Genomic DNA, 23,900 nt, shown 5'->3' on the forward strand with positions numbered 1-23,900 from the left:
ACCGGAAGCATGTCGGGGGCGATCACGATGTCGCAGTTGGTCTCATACACCGAGTCGGGGGAACAGGACGAGCAGCGCCCATCAGGCGCGCTCAGCACCGTGCGCCGCAGCCGGGGCGGCCTCACCCGGGTCGCGGGCGGCGTCATGCGGTCCCGTGCCCTGCACGTCGCGTTGGCGCTCACCCCGGCCGTCATCGCCGTCGTGCAGACGATCGTGACGCGCAGGCGGCGCTGACCCGCGCCGGGCCGCCTCGGCCGGGCACCCGCTCAGCTCAACGGCACCGAGAGGTTGACCTGCTCGCCGTCCCCCAGGTCGAGTGTCGTACCCACCGGGACGAGGATCGACTGGCCGTCCTCGAGCCGCAGCGGGTTCGCATTGGGCATGTAGATGATCGTGCCGTTCGTGGAGTTCATGTCGGCGACGAGGATCTGGCCGTCCTGTGGCTCCAGGTAGACGTGGGAACGCGAGATGTCGTGATGCGGACTCGGGACGCGCAGGGTCTCGGCCGTCATGCCCTCGGGCAGCTGCGGGGAGCGTCCGATGAGCAGCGGGCCGTTCAGCGGCTGCGACAGGCCACTGATGGTGACGACCTGGGCGAAGGCCCTGGGCTGCGCCTGCGGCGACCAATCGCCACGTGAGGGGCTGGACGATCCGACGGCCTCCTGGCCGAGGGTCCGTTCGGCCGGAGCGTACTGCTCCTGCGGGCCTCCGGAGCCCTGGTCCCCGGGGGCCCCGACGGCCTCCTGGCCGAGGGTCCGTTCGGCCGGGACGTACTGCTCCTGCGGGGCGCCGACGGCCTCCTGGCCGAGGGTCCGTTCGGCCGGGACGTACTGCTCCTGCGGGGCGCCGGGGCCATAGCCCGCCGAGGGCCCCGGACCGTAGCCGTCGGCCGGGGTCCACGGCGTGCCGTCCCAGGCGGGCGGCGAGTCGTTCCCGGGCTGCTGCTGGGCGGCGGCCTCATCGGCCGCGTACTGCTGAGCGGCGGCCTCATCGGCCGCGTACTGCTGAGCGGCGGCCTCATCGGCCGCCGGGCCCTGCTGGTAGCTGCTGGGCGAGGGCTGCCCGGGGCCGCCCAGGGGCCCTGGACCGTTCCCGAGCACCTCGGTCTTCTCGTACATGAAGGAGTCGTCGCGGGGTTGCTGCGCCATCCAGTTCATCGCCGCGTTGTCGGCGGGCTCGTTCTGCTCGCCCTGAGCCGGTTGCGGCTCATAGGGGCCGGTCGGCGATGCCGCCGAGGTGGACGCCGGCCGGTCGTCCTGGTCGTCGGAGGTGTCGGCGAGGACGTCGAACTTCATGGTGGACACCGACGAACCGGCGGGCTGCACCGTGCCGACGGGGCCGGTCGTCTCGGCCGCCGGGCCCTGGCCCTCCTCGGCCTGCTCTTCCTGGTTGACCGGGCCGCCCCAGTCGCGGTGGTGGTCGACCCCGAGTTCCGCGGCGCCCTGAACGTCGCCGGCGACCGGATGCCACTGGTCGCCCTGGGCGCCATCGTCCGGCTGGGCCACGGCAACGGGCTGCTCCTCGACGGCTACGGGCGGCAGGTCGTCCAGGTCGACGAGCAGGCCGGAGCACTGGGCCGCGCCGACGACGAGCGGCAGCTCGAGCCCGCCGCCGGTCTGGCCGACGTCGACCCGGACGCGGCCGGTGGGGATCTGGGCCTCACGCCACGTGATGACACCGGTGCCCTCGACGAGGGACGCCCCCGTGTCGGCGTCGAGCACCCGCACCCCGCCACGGACGAGGGTGCGCATGACCCCGTTCTCGATGAACAGGACGACCAGGTCGGCGATGCGGTCCAGGCCACGCGCCGCGAGCTTGCTCACGAGAGCGGCGACCGAGGCGGCGCCGACGACGTCCTCCCACAGGTCGTTGACGAACTCGCTGGCCTGACCGGGCTGGGCGTCCAGCATCACGAGCGAACTGGGGCCGGACAGCACGAGCCACGAGCCGGGCTGGTAGGTGACTCGCCAGCCACCGAGCCCGGCGTGGGAGAAGTTCCGGGACTGTGCGTTCGCGGCGTCGTTGACCTGGTCAGCCATGCGTCGTGGTCCTTTCATCGGCTTCACCGCCTGAGCGGTCTTTCTTCATTGTGACCCGTCATGACCGGTCACAGTCAATGGGCGCGGGGCCGACTCGCGGCCCCGCGCCCATGTGCGGTCACTTCGCGGCGTCTGCCTGGGCCAGCTTGGCCTTGGCCGCCGCGAACCGGGCGATCGGGACGCGGTACGGCGAGCAGGACACGTAGTCCAGGCCCACCGTCTGGAAGAAGGCGATCGAGTCGGGGTCGCCGCCATGCTCGCCGCAGATGCCCGTGTTGAGCTGCGGGTTCACCGAGCGGCCCTTCTCGACGCCCATCTTCACCAGCTGGCCGACGCCGTCGACATCGATCGTGGCGAACGGGTCGCGCTGGACGACGCCGGAGCTCTCGTACCAGCCGAGGAAGCCGTTCTCGGCGTCGTCACGGCTGATGCCCAGCGTGGTCTGGGTCAGGTCGTTCGTGCCGAAGCTGAAGAAGTCGGCGTGCTCGGCGATCTGGTCGGCGCACAGGGCCGCGCGCGGCAGCTCGATCATGGTGCCGACCTTGTAGTCGAGCTGCTTGCCGGCCTTGGCGAGCTCGTCGTCGACGGCCTTGACGACGATCTCGCGCTGGGTCTTCAGCTCCTGCTCCAAGTGGACGAGCGGGATCATGATCTGCAGCTGCACGGTCTCGCCCTCACGGTCGAGGACGGCCAGGGCGGCGCGGGTGATGGCGCGGGCCTGCATGTCGGGGATCTGCGGGTAGAGCATGCCCAGACGGCAGCCGCGCGTGCCGAGCATCGGGTTCTGCTCGTGCAGCTTGCGGACCTGCGCCAGGAGCGTGCGCTCGGACTCCAGGGTGGCCTCGTCGGCGCCGGTGAGCTCCAGCTCCTGCACCTTGAGGGCCTGGCTGACCAGGTCGGGCATGAACTCGTGCAGCGGCGGGTCGAGCAGGCGCACGGTGACGGGCAGGCCCTTCATCGCGGTGAAGATCGCCTCGAAGTCGTCCTGCTGCATCGGCAGGATCTTGTCGAGGGCGCTCTGGCGCTCCTCGTCGTTGGTGGCGAGGATCATCTCGTGCATGGCCGGCAGGCGGTGCTCGCCGAAGAACATGTGCTCGGTGCGGCACAGGCCGATGCCCTCGGCGCCCAGCTCGCGGGCCTTCGCCGCGTCCGGGCCGTTGTCGGCGTTGGCCTCGACACCCAGGTCGCGGATCTCGTCGGCCCAGCCGACCACCTTCAGGAAGTCCTCGTTGAGGCGCGGCGGGATGAGCGTGAGCTCCTCGTTGAAGACCTCGCCGGTGGAACCGTTGATGGTGATCATGTCGCCCTCGCTGATGACGGTGTCACCGACGGTGACGGTCTTGGCGTCGGGGTCGATCTTGATCGTCGTGGCGCCGGCGACGCACGGCTTGCCGAAGCCGCGGGCGACGACGGCCGCGTGGCTCGTCATGCCGCCGTGGGCGGTGAGCACGCCCTGGGCCTGCAGCACGCCGTGGATGTCGTCGGGGGTCGTCTCGAAGCGGATGAGGATGACGGGCTCGCCGGCGGCGCCCTTCTCGGCGGCCGTGTCGGCGTCGAAGACGGCGGCACCCACGCCGGCGCCGGGGCTGGCGGGCAGGCCCGTGACGACCGGGCTGGCGGTGTGGTTGGGGTCGATGGCCGGGTGCAGGAGCTGGTCGAGCTGCTCGGGCTCGATACGGCGAACCGCTTCCTCCTTGTCGATGAGGCCCTCGTCGACGAGATCGGCGGCGACCTTCAGCGCGGCGGCGGCGGTGCGCTTGCCGTTGCGGGTCTGCAGCATGTAGAGCTTGCCGTTCTCGATGGTGAACTCCATGTCCTGCATGTCGCGGTAGTGGTTCTCCATCGTGCCCATCGTGGCGATGAGCTGGTCATAGGCCTCCGGCAGCACGTCCTTGAGCTCGGACAGCGGGCGCGGGGTGCGGATGCCGGCGACGACGTCCTCGCCCTGGGCGTTGGTGAGGAACTCGCCGTACAGGGCCTTCTCGCCGGTGGAGGGGTTGCGGGTGAAGCAGACGCCGGTGGCGCTGGTGTCACCGCGGTTGCCGAAGACCATCTGCATGACGTTGACGGCGGTGCCGAGGTCATCGGGGATGTGGTTGGCCTTGCGGTAGACCTGGGCGCGCGGGTTCTGCCAGCTGCGGAAGACGGCCTCGACGGCGCGGAACAGCTGCTCGCGGGGATCGTTCGTCCAGTTGCCGCCCAGCTCCTCGTTGGAGATGCGCTTGAACTCGGCGGTGAGCTCCTTGAGGTCCTCGGCGGTCAGGTCGGTGTCCGCCTCGACGCCCTTGGCCTGCTTCATGGCGGTCAGCGCGTCCTCGTAGACGTGGGAGCTGAGGCCCTCGACGACCTCGCCGTACATCTGGATGAAGCGGCGGTAGCAGTCCCAGGCGAAACGCTCGTTGCCGGACTCGGCGGCGATGGCGCCGACCGACTCGTCGGAGATGCCGAGGTTGAGGATGGTGTCCATCATGCCGGGCATCGACACGACGGCGCCGGAGCGGACGGAGACGAGCAGGGGCTTCTCCGTAGCGCCGAGCACGCGGCCGGCGCGCTGTTCGAAGCGGGCGAGTGCGTCGGCGATCTGATCGCGGAGACCATCGGGCCATTCGCCGTTGTTGTTCATGGTCTCGATGCAGGCCTGGGTGGTGACGGTGAACCCGTCGGGAACCGGAACACCGAGACGCATCATCTCGGCGACACCGGCGCCCTTACCGCCCAGGAGCGGCTTCATCGAAGCGTCGCCCTCGGACAGGTCGTAGATGTACTTTTCACTCACTGCGCATTCTCCTTTGACATGCCTCTGCGTGGGCGGGCCCCTGCCGGACGCCCGTAACACCCACCGGCGACGGCCAGCGCTGACGATGGGTCGGCACCGATGGCTGTGACGCCTGCATTCCACTTGTCTCTTCGATTGTGCGGACCGACCGGCCACCCACTACTGGTTTCCGGTGGTTCCGCGCTCGTGCACGCCGGTGACGGGCGCACGACTGATTCTCCCCTTTCCGGGCGGGGGCCTCAACCTGCCCGCCACGGAGCGAGACCGGCGACACGGGGCCGGTCCCTCGACAAGGTCACTGTAAGCCCTGGACGGGCCGTCCGGCGATTCCTTGGATGTTTGCTTCCGACGAACGCGACGAATCACCCGGTCATGGGGCCAGTTTCATGGAGCCGGCGGGGCGCCGCAGGTGGGCGCCGGCCCTGCGGGCGCGTTCCTCGACGATCTCGATGACCCGGGCCGCCGCCTCCTCCAGGGCCAGCCCGGTGGTGTCGACGACCGGGCAGCCGAGGGAACGCTGGACCTGGCCGACCTCGTCGAGTTCGTCGTAGATGCTCAGCAGGTCGGCGTAGCCGTCCTGCTGTCCGAAACCGCCCATGCCCTTCACGCGGCGGGTGCGGATCTGAAGCAGGCGTTCGGCGTCGATCGTCAGGCCGACGATGCGCCACCGGTCGATGGTCCGCAGCTGCGGGGGCGGGGCGATGCCCGGCACGATCGGCACGTTCACCGTCTTGTAGCCGGCGTAGCCGAGGTAGATGGACAGCGGCGTCTTGCCCGAGCGGGAGGCGCCCACCAGGCAGATGTCGCACTCGCGCAGCGAGTCGGGCATGACGCCGTCGTCGTTGCGCACGGCGAACTCCATCGCCGAGATGCGGTCGAAGTAGTCGGCCTCGACGCCGACCGGGCGCATCGGCACCTCGTCGGCGTCCGCGCCGGCGGCCTCGCCCAGCGCGGCGAGGGCGTCACCCATGAGGTCGGCGCACGGGATGGACTTGTCGCTGCAGAAGCGGGCCACCATGCCGCGCAGCTCGCCGTTGACGAGCGTGTAGAAGATGGCGCGCCCGGCCTGGCCCCGTTCGGGGTCGGCGGAGGCACTGATCGCGTCGAACACCTCGAGCATCTGCTCGGCGTTGTGCACCCGGGAGTGCCGGACGATCTGGAACTCGTGGTCGGGGAACTGCATGCGGGCCGCCCTGGCCAGCCGCGCGGCCGTCTCACCCGAGGAGTCGGCGATGACGTGGATCTCCAGTGATGGGCTCATGGGCGGAAGTCTACGGGCAGCCGGGGCAGCGAGGAGGCTCGGCGACCAGCCGGGCTCACAGGGGTAGGGCGCAGGAACTTCGACGAAAGCGCCTTGGGTCGTCAGACCATTTGTTACGAACCGGCCGGAAGATCGCGCCGACGGCGAGCAGCCCCTCGACGTGTTGACGTCTCCCCTTATCGGATAACGATTCTTGGTTCACGGGAAAACATGTGGTATTGTGCGCTCGCGCATCGTGCCCTGTGCCTTTCACGCCCCCTTCGTGAATAGCCTCCAAGGGCCTGTTCAGTGCCGCCCCGGGATGCGCATGCTCGAACCATGGCGAAGCCCTTCGAGGGGCGCCACGGAAATCCTCTTGACGACGCCGAGGATAGATGAGTGGGGCGAAACTCCACGTGACAGTCCACCGAGCATGGACCCACTGGCCGAATCAAGGACACGCCGATGTGACATCCACTGCGGGCGTCGCACGACAAGGAGACAATGTGACACGAACGAGAACTGCGCGGATCACGATTGCATGCGCGATCGCCTACATCCTCGTCATGGGGCTGGGCAATGCAATCGTCCACAACTTCTCCCACGTTAGTTACGGGGATACCAATTATGTCAGGGCGATGCTGCCCTTCCTCTTCCTCTTGGCCGCGGGGACACTGTGTTGCTTCCTCGTCCGCAGGAAGCAGCTGGCCCCGGTGAGCAATGAACGCGGCAGGCTGCCGCTGTTCCTGTTGCTGTTCCTCCCACTGGTGGGCATGGCCCTGTTCTACGTCTTCACGAACGGGGAGCTGAGCGCCGCGTTCCTGACCCCGCTCGTAGCCACCCTGCTCGTGGGTTTCGCCGAGGAGATGATGTTCCGTCGGATTCTCTACATGGGACTGCTTCGCGAGCCCGGCGGGCAGAGCCTCAAGGGCGCCCTGCTCGTCTCCTCAGTCGTCTTCAGTCTGCTTCACTCGGTCAATGTCCTCGCCGGATCCCCCTTCTCGAACGTGCTGGTGCAGCTTGTAACCACTTTCGTCGCCGGATTGTTCTACGCCTTGATGTACGACTACACGAGAAACATCGGCCTGCTCATTGCCTCGCACTTCCTCTGGGATTATCTCCTGCTGGGCGGGGCCGCGACGAAGATTCCCGTATTCGGCGTCGTTATCACGATGCTGAACGTCGCACAGTTCATCATCGTCGTCGTGTTCCTCGTGCAGAGGTGGAAGCAGGAGAAGGCGCACGAGACCGCCCAGCAGGCTGCAGCGCCCCGCGACCACGATTCGATGAACACCACGACCGGGATGTGAGGCCGCTCCGCCGCTGCCCGGACCCCGATCGCACGGGCCAACCTTCTCAGGGGCGTGACGATGCGGCGGGGCAGCCCAATGCTCTCGGACTGGGCTGCCCCGCCGTACTCATGTGACGGCCGACAGTCCGCAAGGATCGGTTCAGAACCGCCTCGGATGAGCGGTCATGGCTGCCCGACCCGACCCTCACCTCAAGCCGCGCGTCGGATCAGAGGACATTCTCAGACCCGTCGTCGGCCCAGCCGCTCCTCGTGGTGAGGAGACGGGGCGAGTAGCTCACGTCGGCCAGGACGGGCAGCCGCTCCCTGGCCCGGTCGGCCAGGGCGAGGTCGAGGTTGACGACGGCCAGGTCGGGCTGCTCCCCCAGTTCGAGGAGCACCCGGCCCGAGGGGTCCACGACCATCGAGTGGCCCACCCCGGTGGGCAGACCGTAATCCTCGGCGGGGCCGGCCTGGTCGACGGCGACGACGAAGGACACCGAGTCCATCGCCCGCGCCGTGACGAGGGTCCGCCACTGGTGCACCTTGTCCGGGCCGGGCGCCCAGGAGGCGCACACGAGCATGGCGCGGGCGCCGCGGCGGGCCAGCTCGGTGAACTGGGCCGGGAAGCGGACGTCGTAGCAGATGGCGAGGCCGAGGCGTTCGCCCGCGACCTCGGCGACGACCAGCCGGTCGCCGGGCGCCACCCGGTCGGACTCCCGCTGCCCGAGGGCGTCGAAGAGGTGGATCTTGTCGTAGCAGACCAGGTCCCGGTCCGTGACGAGAAGCGTGTTGCGCACCCTGCCGTCCGGGGCCGTCGTGAACATGCCAGCCGCGATGACGACGCCCAGCTCGGCGGCGAGGGCCTGCACGGCGCTCGCCCACGGCCCGCCGGCGGGCTCGGCCGCCCTCGCCGGGTTCCGGCGGAAGGAACACATCGTGGCCTCGGGGAACACGACGAGTTCGGCCCCCTCGCGTGCGGCGCGGGAGGCGAAATCCGAGACCAGCGCCAGGTTCTCCTGGGGATCGGTGGTGACCGTGAGCTGGGCGAGAGCGATCCGCATGGGCCCACTCTCGTCCCTGAGCGCCGCCTGCGGCAACACCCTCTCGCGGGGACCCGACCCTGCCGTCCGCGTTCGCCCTCACCGACGCGATACAGCATCGCCCACTCGCGGGCCGTGACTCATGCTCCGCCGGGCACAACGCCTTCGCGGCGCGCCAATACTGAATCACCGGTGCGTCTCCGGGACTGTGGACAGTGCCGCGCGCCCGACCGTCCGGTTCTAGACTTCGCGGCATGGCCGTCTTCGAGCAGCACACCACCCTCAGCAGGCAGTACCCCCTGCCCTACGCCACCGTCTTCAACGCAGTACCCCAGGTGATCCAGCACCTGGGCCACCGACTGCAACACGCGGACCCGAACCAGGGCATCATCCGGTTCTCGACCGGCATGAGTCTCACCACGTGGGGCGAGAACCTCACGGCGCAGATCGCCCCGGTCGACCCGCAGCAGTCGGCAACCGCCGTCCAGCTGACCTCCAGCGGCGCCCTGCCCACGCTCATCGCTCAGGGCAAGCGCAACCGCAAGGTGATCAACGCGTTCTTCGATGAGTTGGACCGGGCCCTGCAGTGGCAGCAGGGCGCCCCCGGGCAGGGCTGAGACGGCGGGCGCCCGACACTCCGCGGCCGCCACGACGCCATCGGCTTGGCGTCCCGGACTATTCGAGCCCCATGACGAACCGCCGACTGAATACCATCCCCGGTTGGATAACGAGCGTTCCGTCCTCGGGCAGATCGAGGTCGTGACCATGACTGGCGGCACGATCATGGACCTCTTGGTAACTACCCATCTGAGGTTCGATCGTGCCGTCCGGCGCCCAGTAGAAGACATTGCGGCTCAAAAGCCCTCCGGGATTGTTGAACCCCGCCTCAGGGGTGAAGGAGCCAATCATCTGGGCGATGCCGAGGATACTGGTGAGGCCTTCTTCGCGCGTCGGGAGCGAATACATCAGGAGTGACCGGTTCGGCACCGCGAAGAGCAGGCCGTCAGGCGCCTCCACGCCGAGCCGCCCCAGCAGCGCGGGTATGTTCCCGATCTTGGACGCGATGAACATCGAGTCGCCTGTTACAAAGTGCACGCCACCCTCGTCGAAGGTTTCATCGATCGGTTCAGCATCGGTGTTGATCTGCCCCAAACCGAAGAGCACGTCAAGAGGCACCTCAAGATCGCCGATGTTCTTGTCGGTCAGCGTGACGACATGGGTCGGGTAGTCGAGGCAGAGCACTTGGAACAGGCCCTCTGCGAAAGGGCGTCCATAGTCGCAGCCGTCGGCATCGGCTGTGGCGATGATGCGGGTGTACACGATGGGCAGCACTTCATCAACGCTGAGCCTGGGTGCCGACTGGGCCCGGGATGCCTCAATGGCGAATTGCACCCATCGTTGCAACGTCGCCTCCCACTGTGACTGCGGGGTTCGCATCAGGTCGTCTGCGACGTTCTCCATCGACAACCTGCCCATGTCAGCGAGCTGGAGGGCTTTGCCATGCTCGGTCATGACGGGTTCCGCGGTGATGCCTTGCCGGACCAGTTCCTGGATGAGGTAACCCGCGGCACCGTTGAGCACCGAATCCCTGTCCGGCCCTTGATCAGCACTCATGGCACCTCCATAGTCATTGCTTGCTCCAAGCTTAGGCGGTAAGGGTGACCCCGAATTGTGGCGAGGCTCTGCGGGCCAGAGCCTAGCCGCGTAACGATGCGTGGGTTGCCGGACAGGGGCCTGTCTGGCCTCACACGGCCATACGTATGCCCGGTTGTTCACGTGCGCGGGCGAGTGTTGGTCTGGACATGCATGCTCACTCCGTCGTAGCGCATATGACGAACGCCAAGACCGACAAGATCTTCAGGGACTAGGTTCTGCCCCGACTCGGACGAGATCATGGCTCGACAGAACCCTGTTAAGGCCAGCTGCCGTGATATACGAGACCGACCCGATTAGATGCAGCTCTACCAAAGCACTCCCGTCGCAAGGCATCAGGACAGTGGTCGCCGCTCCCTCGAAACACCAGAATCCCTCAGATCGAGGGTGAAAGCCGAAGCGATCGACGCCAAGCACCTCTCGACTCTGCTGTGTCTGGATGCGTCCACCGCAGTGACGGTCCCCGACGAGTTGACCGAGGCTGCTCGTAATCTTGTCAGGGTCCGTGAGGACTGCCGCCCGGATCTGACGCGGGTCCGGCACCGGTTGTCGAAACTGCTGCTGCGACACGGGATCGCCAACTTCGCGGGGGCAGGCCCGGCCCAGGGCTCATAACGCGTGGCTACGCGGGCAGCGGTTCGATTCACTCCACCCGGGCCTCATTCGATAAAGCCTACGAGAGTGTGGCCCCGATCACGGCACCGTGACCGTCTCGACGAACACATCGCCGCCATGGCCGTTGACAGCCGATACACGCCTGTGAGCCGAGGGCTGGGGGTTTGCGTGGAATCTCCACCCTGACCAGGTTCGCCCAGTGGTCAAGATCAATGACTGGTCCCAGTTCATTGGTAACTCGCTCGCCGGACTAGTCCTCTCGAAGAATTCGTCAGGACAGAAACGAAGCCAAGGGCCAGTCACCAAGACCAACAACAGCCATGCCTGTGGCGCACCTCACCACTCCACGCCAGAGCCAGCAGCAAGAGCACCCATACCCTTCATATCTCGCGACGACAGAAAGCAGGAGATTACACTTATCTAATGATCATCTCATCGATACGCGCGACATCGCGAGCTGGGTCCTGGGCAGCGGGATACACGGTGAACTCGTAATAGTTAGGATGCGCGATCTGCAGTGACGGAAGTGGAGACTCTCTGAGTCGAACGAGGATGAAGGTGTCTGCGAGGAGGTCTAAACTCTTGGCGCGATCGGTGTCGAATTTGTCGCGATGCCAGTATGATCCGTCGTATTCAATTGCGAGTCGCTCATCCGCTGTCAGATTAACTAACACATCAATAGTCCACGACGAATGGGTTCGGAATCTTGCAGAGTGGACGCGAAAGCCTGATTTCGCATTCCCCCATCGCGCGAGAGCCGCCAAATAGTACTCGCCCTCAATCCGCGACTTGCCAGTTTCAATACACTCGGGACATTGAGATCCATTAACTCTGGCTGTCGGCATTGCCCGCCATACGTGAGTCGGATCATTTTTACATACCCACAGGGGCGGTTCTTTAAGTTGGGTGGTATTTGAACGAATTTCCCATGGGGAAATTGGATTATCAACCGACCACTCTTCAGCCAGTTCTGGATAGTGATATGCCAGCGAGTCAAGGATAGTGCGGCACAGCGGACACCTCCAGCGGTCGTACTTGTCGCGCTCACGGGGCGTGGCTTGGAACTCATGACCACAGACAGGATCTCGCCACCAGATCATGCGACGAGAGTTTGGAGAGATGTTCGCGAGTCGCAGATTGCCGTTCTTCGTAGGATGCCATTGACTACTGATCTCGGGCGTCAACCGGCTTGCGGCAGGGTTCACATCCGCTCGTTTTGCATTAGCCTCGCGCGTCTCGTTAGCCTTGCAAGCAGAACAGCCATCAAAAAGATAACTGAGAGGGCTGCGCGTATTGCGATGACCAGAAGGGCATCGAAATCTGTAGCCCGAGCCCATGTATTTCTTATCGACCAGAACATTCGCTGGCGGGATGTCTTCGTCCCAAGCAGTCAAAAGCTCGGGCACGTCAGCAATGGTCTTCCCCCTAAGCAACGCCAACTTTTCTTCCCAAGCCGCCCGCCTAATCGATTGACACTCCGGACACGAGAAGGAGTCGTTCGTGACATCGAGGATACGAGCTTTGAATGAATGACCTTCAGAACAAGTCCACCAGGCTTCGCGACGGGATTTGATCGTTGCGACTTCCCAAAAGGAATCCGAGTTGCATTCGTGATCCCACCATACGATCGCTCGATTGTCAGAGTTCTTGAGAAGGTTCGCACCCTGAGTCTTCTTGGTGCCTACTGTCGCAGTTTTTTGATTTCGCCGACATGAACAGCCCCAACCAATATCCCCGCTTCGCTGCGCCTCAACTCTGCCACAGGAATTACAGCGTGTAGCATGGGGGTCATCTTCAAGACTGGGATTCGTTAGCGGACCAAGATAAGTGAACCCATTCTCTTCCGCAGCCTGTCGCACGGTGGATATATCTACGGCCCGTTCAGCTCTGCCCGACATGGAACGTGCGTTTCTAGCCCACGAACGCCAGTAGCACGCTCGACAAACAGCTTCACCAACTTGTATTCGGTCAAGAATATACTCGAAACGGTAGTGCCCTTGGAAATTGCATCGTATACATCGAGTCAACAAGTAAGCAGATGGCTTGGTGAAGTCTTCAAGCAGGATCAGGCCACCTTGAGAATAAAGTTGACAGAGGTGATCGCGGCACCATGTTGGCCGCGTTCGAGTTGCAAATGCTCCGGGTTGTTCACACCCTTCCACACTGCAAGTCTTCATGATGTACCTCATTTCGTCCTTGACTATTAACACCATAGTTGAACCACTCATACAACCAGCTCGTACGAGTAATAACTAATGCCCCAACCAAGGTTGAAAGCTTTGACCACACGCAATCGCAGGATCGCGTCCGTAGCGAAGAGCTGCCACTGGGAACAGTCCTAGCCCTGGTGCGGGCACGGCATGGGGACGAGGAGTCCAGGTGAATGAGACAGCATGGCGTTGACTAGGAGCGGAGCGTGTACTGGGTGCGACGTGGTGGGCCTCGTCCTCCACGAGGACGTCGAAGGCGTAGCGGCGCGCCGACCCCGCCCTGCCGTCGTCGGCGAGCAGCAGATTGGTGCGCGGGGCCTCCAGGGCTCGGCGCAGCGGTTCGAGCTGGTAGGACTCCCGAGCGGAAGGGCGCCTGGAAGGCCTTCGGGTCGGCCGAGGTCACCGCGCCCCAGCGGACGGCGTCGACGAAGGCGCCGAGCGTGTCCGGCTCGTCGAACGAGGATGCGTCGATCGTCTCGGGCAGGCCGCGGTCGGGGACGATCGAGGTGCCGACCTCGAGCTCCCAGACGACGGTGAGTTCCTCGCCCATGCGGTCCTCGGCGAGTGACTGCAACGCGACCAGGTGTTCCAGGCCGGCACGTGCCTCGTCTGCGGGGCTGCGGGACAGGCCCTGCTCACGGACGTCGGTGACCGCCCAGGTGGCGCCACGGACCTGGACGACCTGGCCGGGTTCTGGCACAGAGACCGGCCCTGTGGGCGTGGACGTGTTGAGCTGTTCGGTGGTCATCGCATCCCTTGGCTTGGTTCGCACAGTCGCCGTGCGACGACGTCACCCTATCGGAAGGGTCCGACATCACGGTGCAAGCTCAGGCGTGGCGCGGGCGACACAAAGCGTATCGAGGGGTTGGCGCACGGGGCGTCACCAGGTGGCCGGCTGCCGAGGCCCCGCACAAGACCGCGGGCCTCAGCGTCACTGCGGCTCGGGAAAGCTGCCCACAACCCCGAGGTCGATGTGCAACCCCAGCGGCACGCCATCGGCGTCGCGGGTGAGCACGACCGGATAGACGCCGTCGCCCCAGCCGGAGTTCGAGATCACGACGTTCTCCCCGTTCGAGGCGAGCGGCATGACGATGTTGGCCGAGCCTTCACGGTAGTACTCGGGGTCGTACAGGAGATCGAACCACGAGCCGGGCTCTTCGGATTCAAAGACCTCACAGTCCCACTCGAGGTCATCGGGCGGCATAGCGGTGGCGACGGCGTCATGGTCGACGAAACCGACCGTTCCTGCGTCCACGAAAACGCCTGACTTCCTGCCGTCCGCCGTCTGGGCGTCCTCGACGGAGGCGGCCTCGCCGTCTGCAAGGATGACGGACAGATAGGCCTCGCGCAGGTGCGCGCCGTCCTGCGTCGGAGAGACGTCGGCGACCGTGACCCGCACCGGGTAGTCGCCCGGCTCGACGGCGAAGAACGGACCGTTACCAAGGGTGACGAAGGGGTCACAGGCCTCCAGGCGCCCCGAGGGCACCCGCAGCATCCCCAGGTCAGTCACGGTGAGCCCGACTGACCCGGCGGGGTAGTAAAAACCGTCCTCGAAAGGGCTTGGCACCAGCCCGGAGACGAGGGCGTAGAAGTCGAGATCAGGCATGGTCCGAATACTACTGGGAGCGTTGCCGCACGCAGGTGGCGCTGTGGCGGGCCGGGTGAGCTTTCGACGCATCGCTGGCGGGTGGGGTCGGACCGTCATGGCGATCTCGACCGTCAATCAGTTGTCGGGCCTGGCGCGACCTGACGTTGCTGCCGCTGCGCGCGGAATCCGCATCAAGGGTCCAGCCGACCCGCTCGACCGCCCAGCGGAGCAGCTCAGGGGCGACGCCGACATGGGCGACCACCGCAGCACCTCCTAAGAGACCGAGAAGGTCATGCGCACATCGCCCGACCCGAGCAGCGCGCCCAGTTCGTCGTCGCTCATGCCCCGGATCCTTCCCAGCCTCGTGTACTCCCAGGTGTTGGATCCGTAGAACACGACGATCTGGTCGCCCGTGTACAGGACGATGTCGCCGGCCTCCGTGGTGATCCGCTCGTCGTCGTGGGGTAGGTCGAAGCCGAGGCCACCGACCTGCTCGAAACCGCCGTACCTCGACATCTGCACGGTCACCGGCTCGTCCGCGGCGGCGTCGGCCAGCGCGCGGACCGTCTCGTTGTCCTCCCACGCGACGTCGACGTCGCGGCCGTCTATGGACAGGGTGAGCATGCCGTCCTCCTCGTCGTGTCGCGCGGTGGACGAGCCCGTGGGCGAGGACTGCCCGGCGGCGGGTGCGTCGTCGGCGCCACCGCTCCCGCGGCCGCAGCCTGCCGAGGCGACGAGTGTCGCGGAGGCGGCCCCGGTGAGCAGCGCCGCGAAACCCCGGCGCGACAGGGCGATCCTGTTCAACATGGGCTGGTCACGTCCCTTCCCTAGGAAAACCGAATGGTGTGAAGGGGACCATTCCATGGTGCCACAGCGCACCCCAGGAGGAGCCCGGCGTCTCCTATTCCTCTTGCCCGTCCGGCCCGGCGATCCTGCGGAATGCGACCGTCTGGTTCTTCAGGGATATCTTGTCGACCCGATAGCCGAAGTCGAGCAGTTCCTTCTTGTAGGTCAGGAAGGAGTGGTCGATCGGTACACCGGCGATGTCGCCGATCTGCTCGAAACTCAGCTGGAACGACGAGCGGCCGTCTTCCTGCACGTGCCGCCACAGTGCGTCGTACTTGCTCATGTGTTCCCCTCCCCCCTGAACACCAGGTTCACGAGCCGTCTACTCGGCGCCCGTGCGCAGCCAGCGACCGGTCCGGGCGCGCAGGGTGAGGGTCAAAGCCCGGGCAGCGAGGAAACCAGAGTAGGCCACCCACAGCCAGACCAGGCCGGCGGGCCCGCCGGTGCACCAGTGCGCCACCGCCACGAGCATCGGCAGGTGGCAGGCCGCGACGAACATCCCGGCCAGCGCCAGGTAGCGGGTGTCGCCGGCGCCGATGAGCACCCCGTCGAGCACGAACACGAGCGCGGCCAGCGGCATGATGGCCGCCAGCACGACGAAGGAGTGCATGGCCAGCTGCTGCACCGCCGCGTCGGAGGTGAACAGCCGCACCAGCGGGGGCCTGAGCGCGACGAGCAGCAGCCCCATGACGACGGCCTGCACGCAGCCCCAGCCCAGGGCCCGTTTCATGACAGTCCGCGCCCCGGCCGTCTCGCCGGCCCCGAGGTGGCGTCCGATGAGGGCCTGGCAGGCGATGGCCAGGGAGTCGAGGGCGAAGGTGAGGACGGTGTACAGCGAGTTCGTCACCTGGTGGGCGGCCAGGGTCAGCGAGCCCAGGCCGGTGGCGACGACGGTGGTCGCGGTGAGCGAGAACCACAAGGTGGCGGTGCGCAGCACGAGCCAGCCCCCGGACGACGCCGAGGCGACCATGCCGCGCGGGTCCGGGCGCAGCCGCATGCCCAGCCCTCGGCAGCGGCGGATGATGACGGCGGCGAGCGCGAGGCACGACAGCCCCTGGGCGGTGGCGGTGGCGACGGCCGAGCCGGCGATCCCCAGGCCGAAACCGTAGATGAGCAGGGCGTCCAGGCCGATGTTCGCCACGTTGACGCCGATCGCCACCACCATGGGGGTGCGGGTGTCCTGCAGGCCGCGCAGCAGCCCGGTCGAGGCGAGCACGACGAGCTGGAAGGGCAGGCCGGCCGCGACGATCCGCAGATAGGTGACGGCCGCGTCGGCCACGTCCGGCGCGGGCCCGTACCAGCCGACGATCGTCGGGGCCAGCAGGGCGAGCAGCCCGGCGAGCACCACACCGAGCGCCCCGCCGAGGGCCATGCCGTCACGGCCGGCCTCGTAGGCCGCCAGGTCGCGGCCCGCGCCGAGGCGGTGGGCGACGACGCTGGTCGTCGAGTAGGCCAGGAAGACGCACATGCCGGTGATGACGCCCAGCACGTTGCCGCCCAGCCCGAGTCCTGCCAGCGGGACGGCGCCGACGTGCCCGATGAACGCGGTGTCGGCCATGACGAGCAGCGGCTCGGAGACGAGGGTGGCGAAGGTGGGCAGGGCCAGCGCCAGCAGGTCACGGTCGTTTCTCGTCCACAGCGCCACGGGCCACGAGGCTACCCCGCCGGCCCGGTAACCGGGGTGAAACACAATCGTTACAAATATCTTGACGTCAAGACATGAGATTGCTTCATTTCGCGCAGGTCGCGGTGACATATTCAAGATGTCCCCGGTGAAGGCCGGGAGGAATCGAAGTGACAAGGAGCCACGCCATGCGCGAAGCCGTTCAGTCCATCTACGACGGGGTGGTCGCCCGCAACCCCGGCCAGCCCGAGTTCCAGCAGGCCGTCAGGGAGGTCTTCGAGAGCGTCGAACCCGCGTTGGAGCGCAAACCCGAGTACCTCGACGCGGCGATCCTCGAGCGCATCGCCGAGCCCGAGCGCCAGATCATGTTCCGCGTCCCGTGGGTGGACGACGCCGGGAGGGTCCGGGTCAACCGCGGCTACCGCATCGAGTTCAACTCGGCGCTCGGCCCCTACAAAGGCGGCCTGCGGTTCCGCGAGAACGTCGACCTGTCCATCATCAAGTTCCTCGGGTTCGAGCAGATCTTCAAGAACTCGCTCACCGGCTTGGCCATGGGCGGCGGCAAGGGCGGCTCAGACTTCGACCCGCACGGCAAGTCCGACGCCGAGGTCATGCGCTTCTGTCAGTCCTTCATGACCGAGCTGTACCGCCACATCGGCCTCAACACCGACGTCCCGGCCGGCGACATCGGCGTGGGCGGCCGCGAGATCGGCTACCTGTTCGGCCAGTACAAGCGCATCACCAACCGCTTCGACGCCGGCGTGCTCACCGGCAAGGGACTCGCCTGGGGCGGCTCGCTGGCCCGCACCGAGGCCACCGGCTTCGGCACCGTCTACTTCACCAACCGCATGCTCGGCACCAGGAACGACTCGATCGACGGCAAGCGCGTCGTCGTGTCGGGCTCGGGCAATGTGGCCATCTACGCCATCGCGAAGGCCCAGGAGCTGGGCGCCACCGTCGTGGCCTGCTCCGACTCCTCGGGCTTCGTCGTCGACGAGAAGGGCATCGACGTCGCCCTGCTGCAGTCGGTCAAGGAGCAGCGCCGGGCCCGCATCAGCACCTACGCCGAGGAGCGCGGCGCCTCCGCCACGTTCACGCCCGCCGACAAGGGCCGCATCTGGCAGGTCACCGCCGACGTCGCCCTGCCCTGCGCCACCCAGAACGAGCTGGACCTGGACGACGCGAAGACCCTCATCGCCAACGGCGTGAAGGCCGTTGCCGAGGGCGCCAACATGCCCTGCACGCCCGAGGCCTTCCACGCCTTCCAGGAGGCCGGGGTGCTCTACGCGCCCGGCAAGGCATCGAACGCCGGCGGCGTCGCCACCAGCGGCCTCGAGATGGCCCAGAACGCCGCCCGCGACTCCTGGACCTTCGAGAAGACCGACGGCCAGCTGCACGCGATCATGGACAACATCCACGACACCTGCCAGGCGACGGCCGAGGAGTACGGCCGCCCCGACGACTACGTCGTCGGCGCCAACATCGCCGGCTTCACCAAGGTCGCCGACGCCATGCTCGACTTCGGCCTGGTCTGATACGGCAGCAGGCCCGGCCCGCCCGGCGGTTCCGTCGCTGATACGGCGGCCCCACGCCGTTGGGCAGGTCCGGCCCGGCCCAGCAGACCCGAACGACTCGGAGGCGGTCACCTGCACGGTGGCCGCCTCCGGCGTTCCCGCCCGGCGCCCAGCACGCGTATCAAGCCGGTCCCCGGGTCGGGACGCACCCGGCTCGGGCAGGCCGCGCCGGGCGCCGGGTCACCGGCGGGAACACTTCGTGGCTCACACGACCAGCGTTCCCGTGCCGTACAGGAGCGCATCGGATGCCCGCTGGCCGCGCAACTCATGGCTCCCGGACCATCCGGGCCGGTGCACCGTCTCCCCTGACAGGATCGCCGCCTTCCTCCCGTGGATAGGTTGGGGCCCATGGATGCCGTGGAGCGCCTCATCGTCGCCGAATCCCCCGAGCGCGCCGGGCACGTGCTCGTCATCAACTGCCCGGGCCTGGTCGAGGCCGCCCAGGAGATCGCGCCGCGGGTGAGCGTGTGGTGCGACGACCGCCGCGACGCCGACGAGGGGCCCGCCGGCCTGCTGCTGGACGCCTTCGACGAGCCCTCCCTGGCCGGCGTCGACCTGGTGTGGCTGCGCCTGCCCAAGGCCCTGTCGGCCCTCGACGACTACACCGAACGCCTCGCCGTCTGGGCGGCGCCCGAGGTGCGCCTGATCGCCGCCGGGCGCCAGAAGAACATGACGCATTCGATGAATGACGTGCTGCGCCGCCACTTCGGCGAGGTCTCGGCGTCGCTGGGGGTCGGCAAGTGCCGAGCCCTGCGGGCCTCCCAGCCGAGGAAGCGCCGGCTGCGCTGGCCCCGCGAGAGGACGCACCCCGAGCTGGGCATCGGCGTCATCGCGCACGGCGAGGTCTTCGCCACCAACGAGGTGGACGACGGCACCCGCCTGCTCGCCGAGCTGTGCGGCGACATCCACGGGGACGACCTGCTCGACCTGGGCTGCGGCTCGGGCATCCTGGCCACGCTGCTGGCCCGCGCCAACCCCGGCGCACGGGTGCACGCCGTCGACGTGAGCCGCGCCGCCGTCGAGTCGGCCCGGCTGACCGCCGAGGCCAACGGCAAGGACGTCCAGGTGCACTGGGCGTCCCGGCTCGACGGCTGGGCCCCGGACAGTCTCGACGTCGTCGTCATGAACCCGCCCTTCCACCGCGGCATCGCCAAGGACTCCGAACCGGCCCTGGCCATGTTCGACGACGCGGCCCGCCTGTTGCGGCCGGGCGGCGAGCTGTGGTGCGTCTACAACTCGCACCTGCCGTGGCGCAAACGACTGAACGAGAAGGTCGGCCGGACCACCGTCGTGAGGCAGAACCCCTTCTACACCGTCACCCGCACGATCGCCCGCTGAGCAGCACCGGGCACCGGGCGGCGCGTCCCCCCGCTCGGCGGGGCCCGAGGACCGGCACCGGCTCGTCTGCGGCATGCCCTCGCGATCCGGCGTCGAGGGCTGCCGGGCCGGGGCGTAGCGACACCCAGCTCAACGCCTACACCCTCCGCCCTGTCGGGATGCCCGGGTCGGGGCGGCAGCAGGATCAGCATGTGCCCGCAAGCCGACACCAAGGCCCCGGACCCCACCAGGAGCGCAAGGAAATACACCGGATTCCCCCGGTTTTTGGGACTCCCCGTCGCTGCAGAGTTGCCACTATCGTTCGGGCATGGCCGCGGCGAAGAACTGGAAGAAGCGGTGGCTGCCGAATCAGCACGGGGCGTGGGCGATGCTCATCGTCCCCTTCGTCGTCGGCGCCCTGACCCGCCATCGCGCGGACGGGCTGCCGATGTGGTGGGTCCCGCTGGCCGTCATGTGGCTCGTCGGCTACTGCCTGTTCGCCCAGTGCGTCAGCTGGCTGAAGACACCGGCACGGCGCCGGGGCGAGCTGCGCACCCCGATCATCACCTACTTCGTCGTCTGCGTGGCCTGCGGCCTGGTGGTCCTGGCCCTGGGCGGGGCCGGACTGGCGATCTGGCTGGTGGGTTTCGCACCCCTCGTCGCAGCGGCATTCGCCCTGGTCCGCAACCGCGAGGAGCGTTCGGTCACCTCGGGCATGACGACGGTCGCGGCGGCCTGCCTCATGTTCTACGTGGTGCGCTGCGGCGGCTGGCCGGTGCTCAGCCCCGGCCTGCACGACACGGTGACCGGGATTCTGCTGTACGGCTACTTCGCCGGCACCGTCTTCCACGTGAAGTCCTTCATCCGCGAGAAGAACAATCCGGCGGCGGCCCGCAACTCGACGCTGTGGCACGGGGCCTGGCTCGTCGCGGCGGCAGTCGCGTGCGGGCCCTGGCTCGGCCTCGGCTCGCCCTGGTGGATCGTCTTCTTCGCAGTGGCCCTGGCCCGCACGATGGTCATGAAACGGATGCAGAACAACGGTTTCCCCTTCCGTCCGGGGACGCTGGGTGTCATCGAGATCATCCTCAGCGCCTCCGCCATCGCCTGCTCGCTGCTCTGAGCGCCGCCCACCCCGCACTCCGCGCAAACCCTGCGCTTCTCGTGTGTCATTTCACGACAGCCGCAGGCCCACGCACTCCAGCACAAGAGCTCACTCCAGCGTCCCGCACATGTTCCATACATAGGGCTGCGCTTCTCGTGCGTCTTTTCACGACAACCGCAGGACAGCCCGATGCGACCAGCTCCACCGCGAAACGCAGGGCGTTGGCCCCTCGCCGCAGCAGGACAAGCCAGCCCCAGCCTTCCACCTAGACCCTGCGTTTCCTGTGTGTCATTTCACGACGACCGCAGGACTACCCGCCCCGGGCTTCGCCCGAAACGCGGGCCAGATCTTCCCCGCGGGACTACGGTGGGGCCATGACAGCTGTTCCCGCATCGATGATCCGACTCAGCAACGCCACCAACGGCACCGTCGAGATCCCCCAGCTGGGTTTCGGCACCTACAAGGTGCCGCCCGCCGAGGCCGAACGCGTCGTGGGCGAGGCGCTCGAGGTCGGCTACCGCCACATCGACACCGCGCAGATGTACGCGAACGAGGCCGGTGTGGGTCGCGCGATCGCCGCCAGCGGCATCGACCGTGACGACCTGTTCGTCACGAGCAAGCTCAACAACAGCAACCACGCCCGCGACGACGCCCTGCGGTCCTTCGACCAGACCCTCAAGGACCTTCAGCTCGAACGGCTCGACCTGTTCCTCGTGCACTGGCCGATGGCCGCCGCGACGAATCTCGTCGAGACCTGGCAGACCATGATCGAGATCCTGCAGTCCGGCCGGGTCCGCGCGATCGGCGTCTCGAACTACCAGCCCGACCACCTGCGCACGATCACCGACGCCACCGGCATCGCCCCGGCCGTCAACCAGGTCGAGATCAGCCCCTACCTGACCCAGGAGCCGCTGCGCGCCCTGCACACCCAGATGGGCATCGCCACCGAGTCCTGGTCGCCACTCGCCCGTGGCAAGGTGGCCGACGACCCGGCGATCAAGGCGATCGGCGAAGAACTCGGCCGCACCGCATCCCAGGTCGTGCTGCGCTGGCACCTGCAGCGCGGCGACATCGTGTTCCCCAAGTCGATGCACCGCGAACGCATGGTCGAGAACGCCCAGCTGTTCGACTTCACGCTCTCGGCCGCCCAGATGGACGCGATCAGCGCCCTCAACCGGGACGAGCGGCAGGGCAGCCACCCCGACGAGGTGCAGTGGACCAAGCAGCCCTGATCCCGTATCGCTCGGGGCCACCGCGCCTGGTCCACGGCTGTCATCTCAGTCGATTGCCCTGGTCCTGCGCCAGGACCACCGCCCTGCACGACGGCGAATCGGCCACCCAGCCCCCAGGCTACGGGCAGCGGTCGGCGCCGATCGTAGAGCCGTGACCGGTGCCGCGTCTCTCCCCGGCCTCCCGGGAAGCGGCCATCCCCGGCAAGGTGGCCGGCCCGGTCACGCCCGCGCCGGCCGCACCATTCGACTTTGCCCTGCGGCCAATGGCGCGGCGCAAGGCCCGTCCCGCTAGCCTTGGCCCATGCCGCGTTTCGAGCCCTTTCCCGCACTGCGCTATGCACCGCAGACCGACCTTGACGCCGTCATCGCGCCGCCCTACGACGTACTGAGCGACGCCGACATCGACGCGCTGGAGGCCCGCGACCCGTACAACATCGCCTGGATCGACGATCCGCGCGGTGGCGAGGACCGCTACGAGAAGGCCGCCCAGACCCTCAGGCAGTGGCTCGCCGAGGGCGTCATGGTGCCCGACCCCGTGCCGAGCTTCACGATCTACCGCATGGCCTTCACCGACGCCACTGGGGCGAGCCGTGTCATCTCCGGCGTGCTAGGCGGTCTGGAGGTCGTCGACGAGGGTGCCGGGGGCGTGCTCCCCCACGAGCGCACCACGAAGAAGGCCGTCACCGACCGCCTCGACCTGACCCGCGCCACTGCCACCAACGGCTCCCCGGTGTGGGGCCTGTCGCTCGCGTCCGGCCTCACCCAGGCCCTCCAGGCCCCGGCAGAGCCGGTCGGCGAGATCACCGTCGACGGTGTCCGGCACAGCGTCGAGCGCGTCACCGATCCCGACCGCATCGCCGAGATCAGCGCCATCATCGGCTCCGACGACGTCCTCGTCGCCGACGGGCACCACCGCTACTCGATCTCGCGCACCTACCGCGACGAGGTGCGCGCCGCCACCGGCCGCACCGACACCGAGGCCGAACTCACGTTGACCTTCGTCAACGAGCTGGTGGACGACCAGCTGTCGATCGAGGCCATTCACCGCCTGGTCGACGGCATCTCCTGGGACGACCTGGTCGCCGCGCTGGAGCGCTTCTTCACCGTCGAGCCCCTCGACGAGGAGCTCAGCCCAGCCACCCTGGCCCGCATGGTCGCCGAGGGCCGGCTGGTGCTGCTCTCCCCCGACGGCCGGGCCTGCTGGCTGACCGCCCGGCCCGGCGTCTTCGACGACGTCCGCTCCCTCGACGGGGCCTGGCTCGAGAAGGCCCTGGGTGACACGAGCGCCGTCTTCAGCTACCAGCACGGCCTGGACGAGATGCGTGAGGCCGTCACCGGCCACACCGCAGGCATCCTGATCCGCCCGACCAGCCTGGACGAGATCATGCGCACCGCCCGCGAGGGCCTGCTCATGCCGCCGAAGTCGACCTTCTTCACCCCGAAGCTGCGCACCGGCTTCGTCATGCGCCCCACCGCCCCGCTGGGCTGAGCAGCAGAGCAGAGCCGACCAACGTCGGCGGGCGTCCGGGGCAGCACGGTCCCGGACGCCCGCCGGCTGCCGTCGGTGTCCACGCTCGTCCAGATCCGGGGCCAGCACGGTCCCGGACGCCCGGCTCGACGGGCTCACGGGCCTCCCCGTCGCCCACCTGACGTGTCCGGGCGGCCCGGCACGGCGTTCGCCTCGCCGGCCAAGGACCGGGGCCGCCATCACGCGCAAAGCCGGTCGGGCCGAATTCCCCTCGACCGCCGGGGA

At 67.5% G+C, this 23,900-nt stretch carries 20 protein-coding genes and 1 pseudogene; 9 read left to right on the forward strand and 12 right to left on the reverse strand.

What is annotated here, in order from left to right:
• Positions 1 to 27 precede the first annotated feature (27 nt).
• Entirely contained in the window at positions 28 to 234 is a 207-nt protein-coding gene (locus PROPJV5_RS06095; RefSeq protein WP_147385367.1) for a hypothetical protein, read from the forward strand.
• 32 nt (positions 235 to 266) lie between these two features.
• Here the strand turns inward: PROPJV5_RS06095 and PROPJV5_RS06100 are convergent, their stop codons facing one another.
• The 3 genes from PROPJV5_RS06100 to PROPJV5_RS06110 form a co-directional block, all read right to left on the reverse strand.
• Positions 267 to 2,039, reverse strand: a complete 1,773-nt coding sequence (locus PROPJV5_RS06100) for an FHA domain-containing protein (protein WP_119715453.1) — start codon at positions 2,037 to 2,039, stop codon at positions 267 to 269.
• A 118-nt stretch (positions 2,040 to 2,157) separates the two neighbouring features.
• Positions 2,158 to 4,815, reverse strand: a complete 2,658-nt coding sequence (gene ppdK / locus PROPJV5_RS06105; RefSeq protein WP_119715454.1) for a pyruvate, phosphate dikinase — start codon at positions 4,813 to 4,815, stop codon at positions 2,158 to 2,160.
• Positions 4,816 to 5,185: 370 nt separating this feature from the next.
• Positions 5,186 to 6,076, reverse strand: a complete 891-nt coding sequence (locus tag PROPJV5_RS06110) for a pyruvate, water dikinase regulatory protein (protein ID WP_119715455.1) — start codon at positions 6,074 to 6,076, stop codon at positions 5,186 to 5,188.
• 485 nt (positions 6,077 to 6,561) lie between these two features.
• On the opposite strand from PROPJV5_RS06110, the gene PROPJV5_RS06115 reads away from it, so the two are divergent.
• Positions 6,562 to 7,365, forward strand: a complete 804-nt coding sequence (locus PROPJV5_RS06115; protein WP_182858597.1) for a CPBP family intramembrane glutamic endopeptidase — start codon at positions 6,562 to 6,564, stop codon at positions 7,363 to 7,365.
• A 208-nt stretch (positions 7,366 to 7,573) separates the two neighbouring features.
• Here the strand turns inward: PROPJV5_RS06115 and PROPJV5_RS06120 are convergent, their stop codons facing one another.
• Entirely contained in the window at positions 7,574 to 8,407 is an 834-nt protein-coding gene (locus PROPJV5_RS06120) for a carbon-nitrogen hydrolase family protein (protein ID WP_119715457.1), read from the reverse strand.
• Between the two features lie 233 nt (positions 8,408 to 8,640).
• Between PROPJV5_RS06120 and PROPJV5_RS06125 the strand changes: the two genes are divergently transcribed.
• Entirely contained in the window at positions 8,641 to 9,003 is a 363-nt protein-coding gene (locus tag PROPJV5_RS06125) for a hypothetical protein (protein WP_119715458.1), read from the forward strand.
• Positions 9,004 to 9,061: 58 nt separating this feature from the next.
• Here the strand turns inward: PROPJV5_RS06125 and PROPJV5_RS06130 are convergent, their stop codons facing one another.
• Positions 9,062 to 10,000, reverse strand: coding sequence for a hypothetical protein (locus PROPJV5_RS06130; RefSeq protein ID WP_119715459.1), 939 nt, complete (start codon positions 9,998 to 10,000; stop codon positions 9,062 to 9,064).
• Positions 10,001 to 10,426: 426 nt separating this feature from the next.
• Here PROPJV5_RS06130 and PROPJV5_RS12380 point away from each other — a divergent pair, with 426 nt between their 5' ends.
• Positions 10,427 to 10,654: an IS110 family transposase gene (locus PROPJV5_RS12380; RefSeq protein WP_147385368.1), complete on the forward strand. Its 228-nt coding sequence runs from the start codon at positions 10,427 to 10,429 to the stop codon at positions 10,652 to 10,654.
• 416 nt (positions 10,655 to 11,070) lie between these two features.
• Here PROPJV5_RS12380 and PROPJV5_RS06135 read toward each other — a convergent pair whose 3' ends face one another.
• From PROPJV5_RS06135 to PROPJV5_RS06160, 7 genes and pseudogenes are all read right to left on the reverse strand, one after another.
• Positions 11,071 to 12,060, reverse strand: a complete 990-nt coding sequence (locus PROPJV5_RS06135) for a zinc-ribbon domain-containing protein (protein WP_239018412.1) — start codon at positions 12,058 to 12,060, stop codon at positions 11,071 to 11,073.
• Between the two features lie 75 nt (positions 12,061 to 12,135).
• A pseudogene (locus PROPJV5_RS13135) lies at positions 12,136 to 12,882 on the reverse strand (zinc-ribbon domain-containing protein); the annotation flags it as partial.
• A 175-nt stretch (positions 12,883 to 13,057) separates the two neighbouring features.
• The gene (locus tag PROPJV5_RS06140; protein WP_220474358.1) at positions 13,058 to 13,612 is read right to left on the reverse strand and encodes a hypothetical protein; all 555 of its coding nucleotides are present in this window, start codon (positions 13,610 to 13,612) and stop codon (positions 13,058 to 13,060) included.
• 183 nt (positions 13,613 to 13,795) lie between these two features.
• Positions 13,796 to 14,470: a DUF4241 domain-containing protein gene (locus PROPJV5_RS06145; RefSeq protein ID WP_182858599.1), complete on the reverse strand. Its 675-nt coding sequence runs from the start codon at positions 14,468 to 14,470 to the stop codon at positions 13,796 to 13,798.
• A gap of 255 nt (positions 14,471 to 14,725) precedes the next feature.
• Positions 14,726 to 15,259 carry a cyclophilin-like fold protein gene (locus PROPJV5_RS06150; protein WP_220474359.1) on the reverse strand — a complete coding sequence of 178 codons (534 nt, stop codon included), beginning with the start codon at positions 15,257 to 15,259 and terminating at the stop codon, positions 14,726 to 14,728.
• Positions 15,260 to 15,353: 94 nt separating this feature from the next.
• Entirely contained in the window at positions 15,354 to 15,581 is a 228-nt protein-coding gene (locus PROPJV5_RS06155) for a hypothetical protein (protein ID WP_119162873.1), read from the reverse strand.
• A gap of 39 nt (positions 15,582 to 15,620) precedes the next feature.
• Complete coding sequence (locus PROPJV5_RS06160; protein ID WP_119715461.1) at positions 15,621 to 16,943, reverse strand: MATE family efflux transporter; 1,323 nt, start codon at positions 16,941 to 16,943, stop codon at positions 15,621 to 15,623.
• A gap of 167 nt (positions 16,944 to 17,110) precedes the next feature.
• On the opposite strand from PROPJV5_RS06160, the gene gdhA reads away from it, so the two are divergent.
• The 5 genes from gdhA to PROPJV5_RS06185 all read left to right on the forward strand — a co-directional run bounded on the left by gdhA (position 17,111) and on the right by PROPJV5_RS06185 (position 23,636).
• Positions 17,111 to 18,457: an NADP-specific glutamate dehydrogenase gene (gene gdhA, locus PROPJV5_RS06165; protein ID WP_119715462.1), complete on the forward strand. Its 1,347-nt coding sequence runs from the start codon at positions 17,111 to 17,113 to the stop codon at positions 18,455 to 18,457.
• Between the two features lie 387 nt (positions 18,458 to 18,844).
• Entirely contained in the window at positions 18,845 to 19,834 is a 990-nt protein-coding gene (locus PROPJV5_RS06170) for a class I SAM-dependent methyltransferase (RefSeq protein WP_119715463.1), read from the forward strand.
• A gap of 307 nt (positions 19,835 to 20,141) precedes the next feature.
• Positions 20,142 to 20,933, forward strand: a complete 792-nt coding sequence (locus PROPJV5_RS06175) for a YwiC-like family protein (RefSeq protein ID WP_119715464.1) — start codon at positions 20,142 to 20,144, stop codon at positions 20,931 to 20,933.
• 356 nt (positions 20,934 to 21,289) lie between these two features.
• Positions 21,290 to 22,147: an aldo/keto reductase gene (locus tag PROPJV5_RS06180; protein WP_119715465.1), complete on the forward strand. Its 858-nt coding sequence runs from the start codon at positions 21,290 to 21,292 to the stop codon at positions 22,145 to 22,147.
• A gap of 301 nt (positions 22,148 to 22,448) precedes the next feature.
• Complete coding sequence (locus PROPJV5_RS06185; protein WP_119715466.1) at positions 22,449 to 23,636, forward strand: DUF1015 family protein; 1,188 nt, start codon at positions 22,449 to 22,451, stop codon at positions 23,634 to 23,636.
• Positions 23,637 to 23,900 lie beyond the last annotated feature (264 nt).

Origin of the sequence: Propionibacterium ruminifibrarum (assembly GCF_900289195.1) — a bacterium.
GTDB classification, from domain to species: Bacteria; Actinomycetota; Actinomycetes; order Propionibacteriales; family Propionibacteriaceae; genus Propionibacterium; species Propionibacterium ruminifibrarum.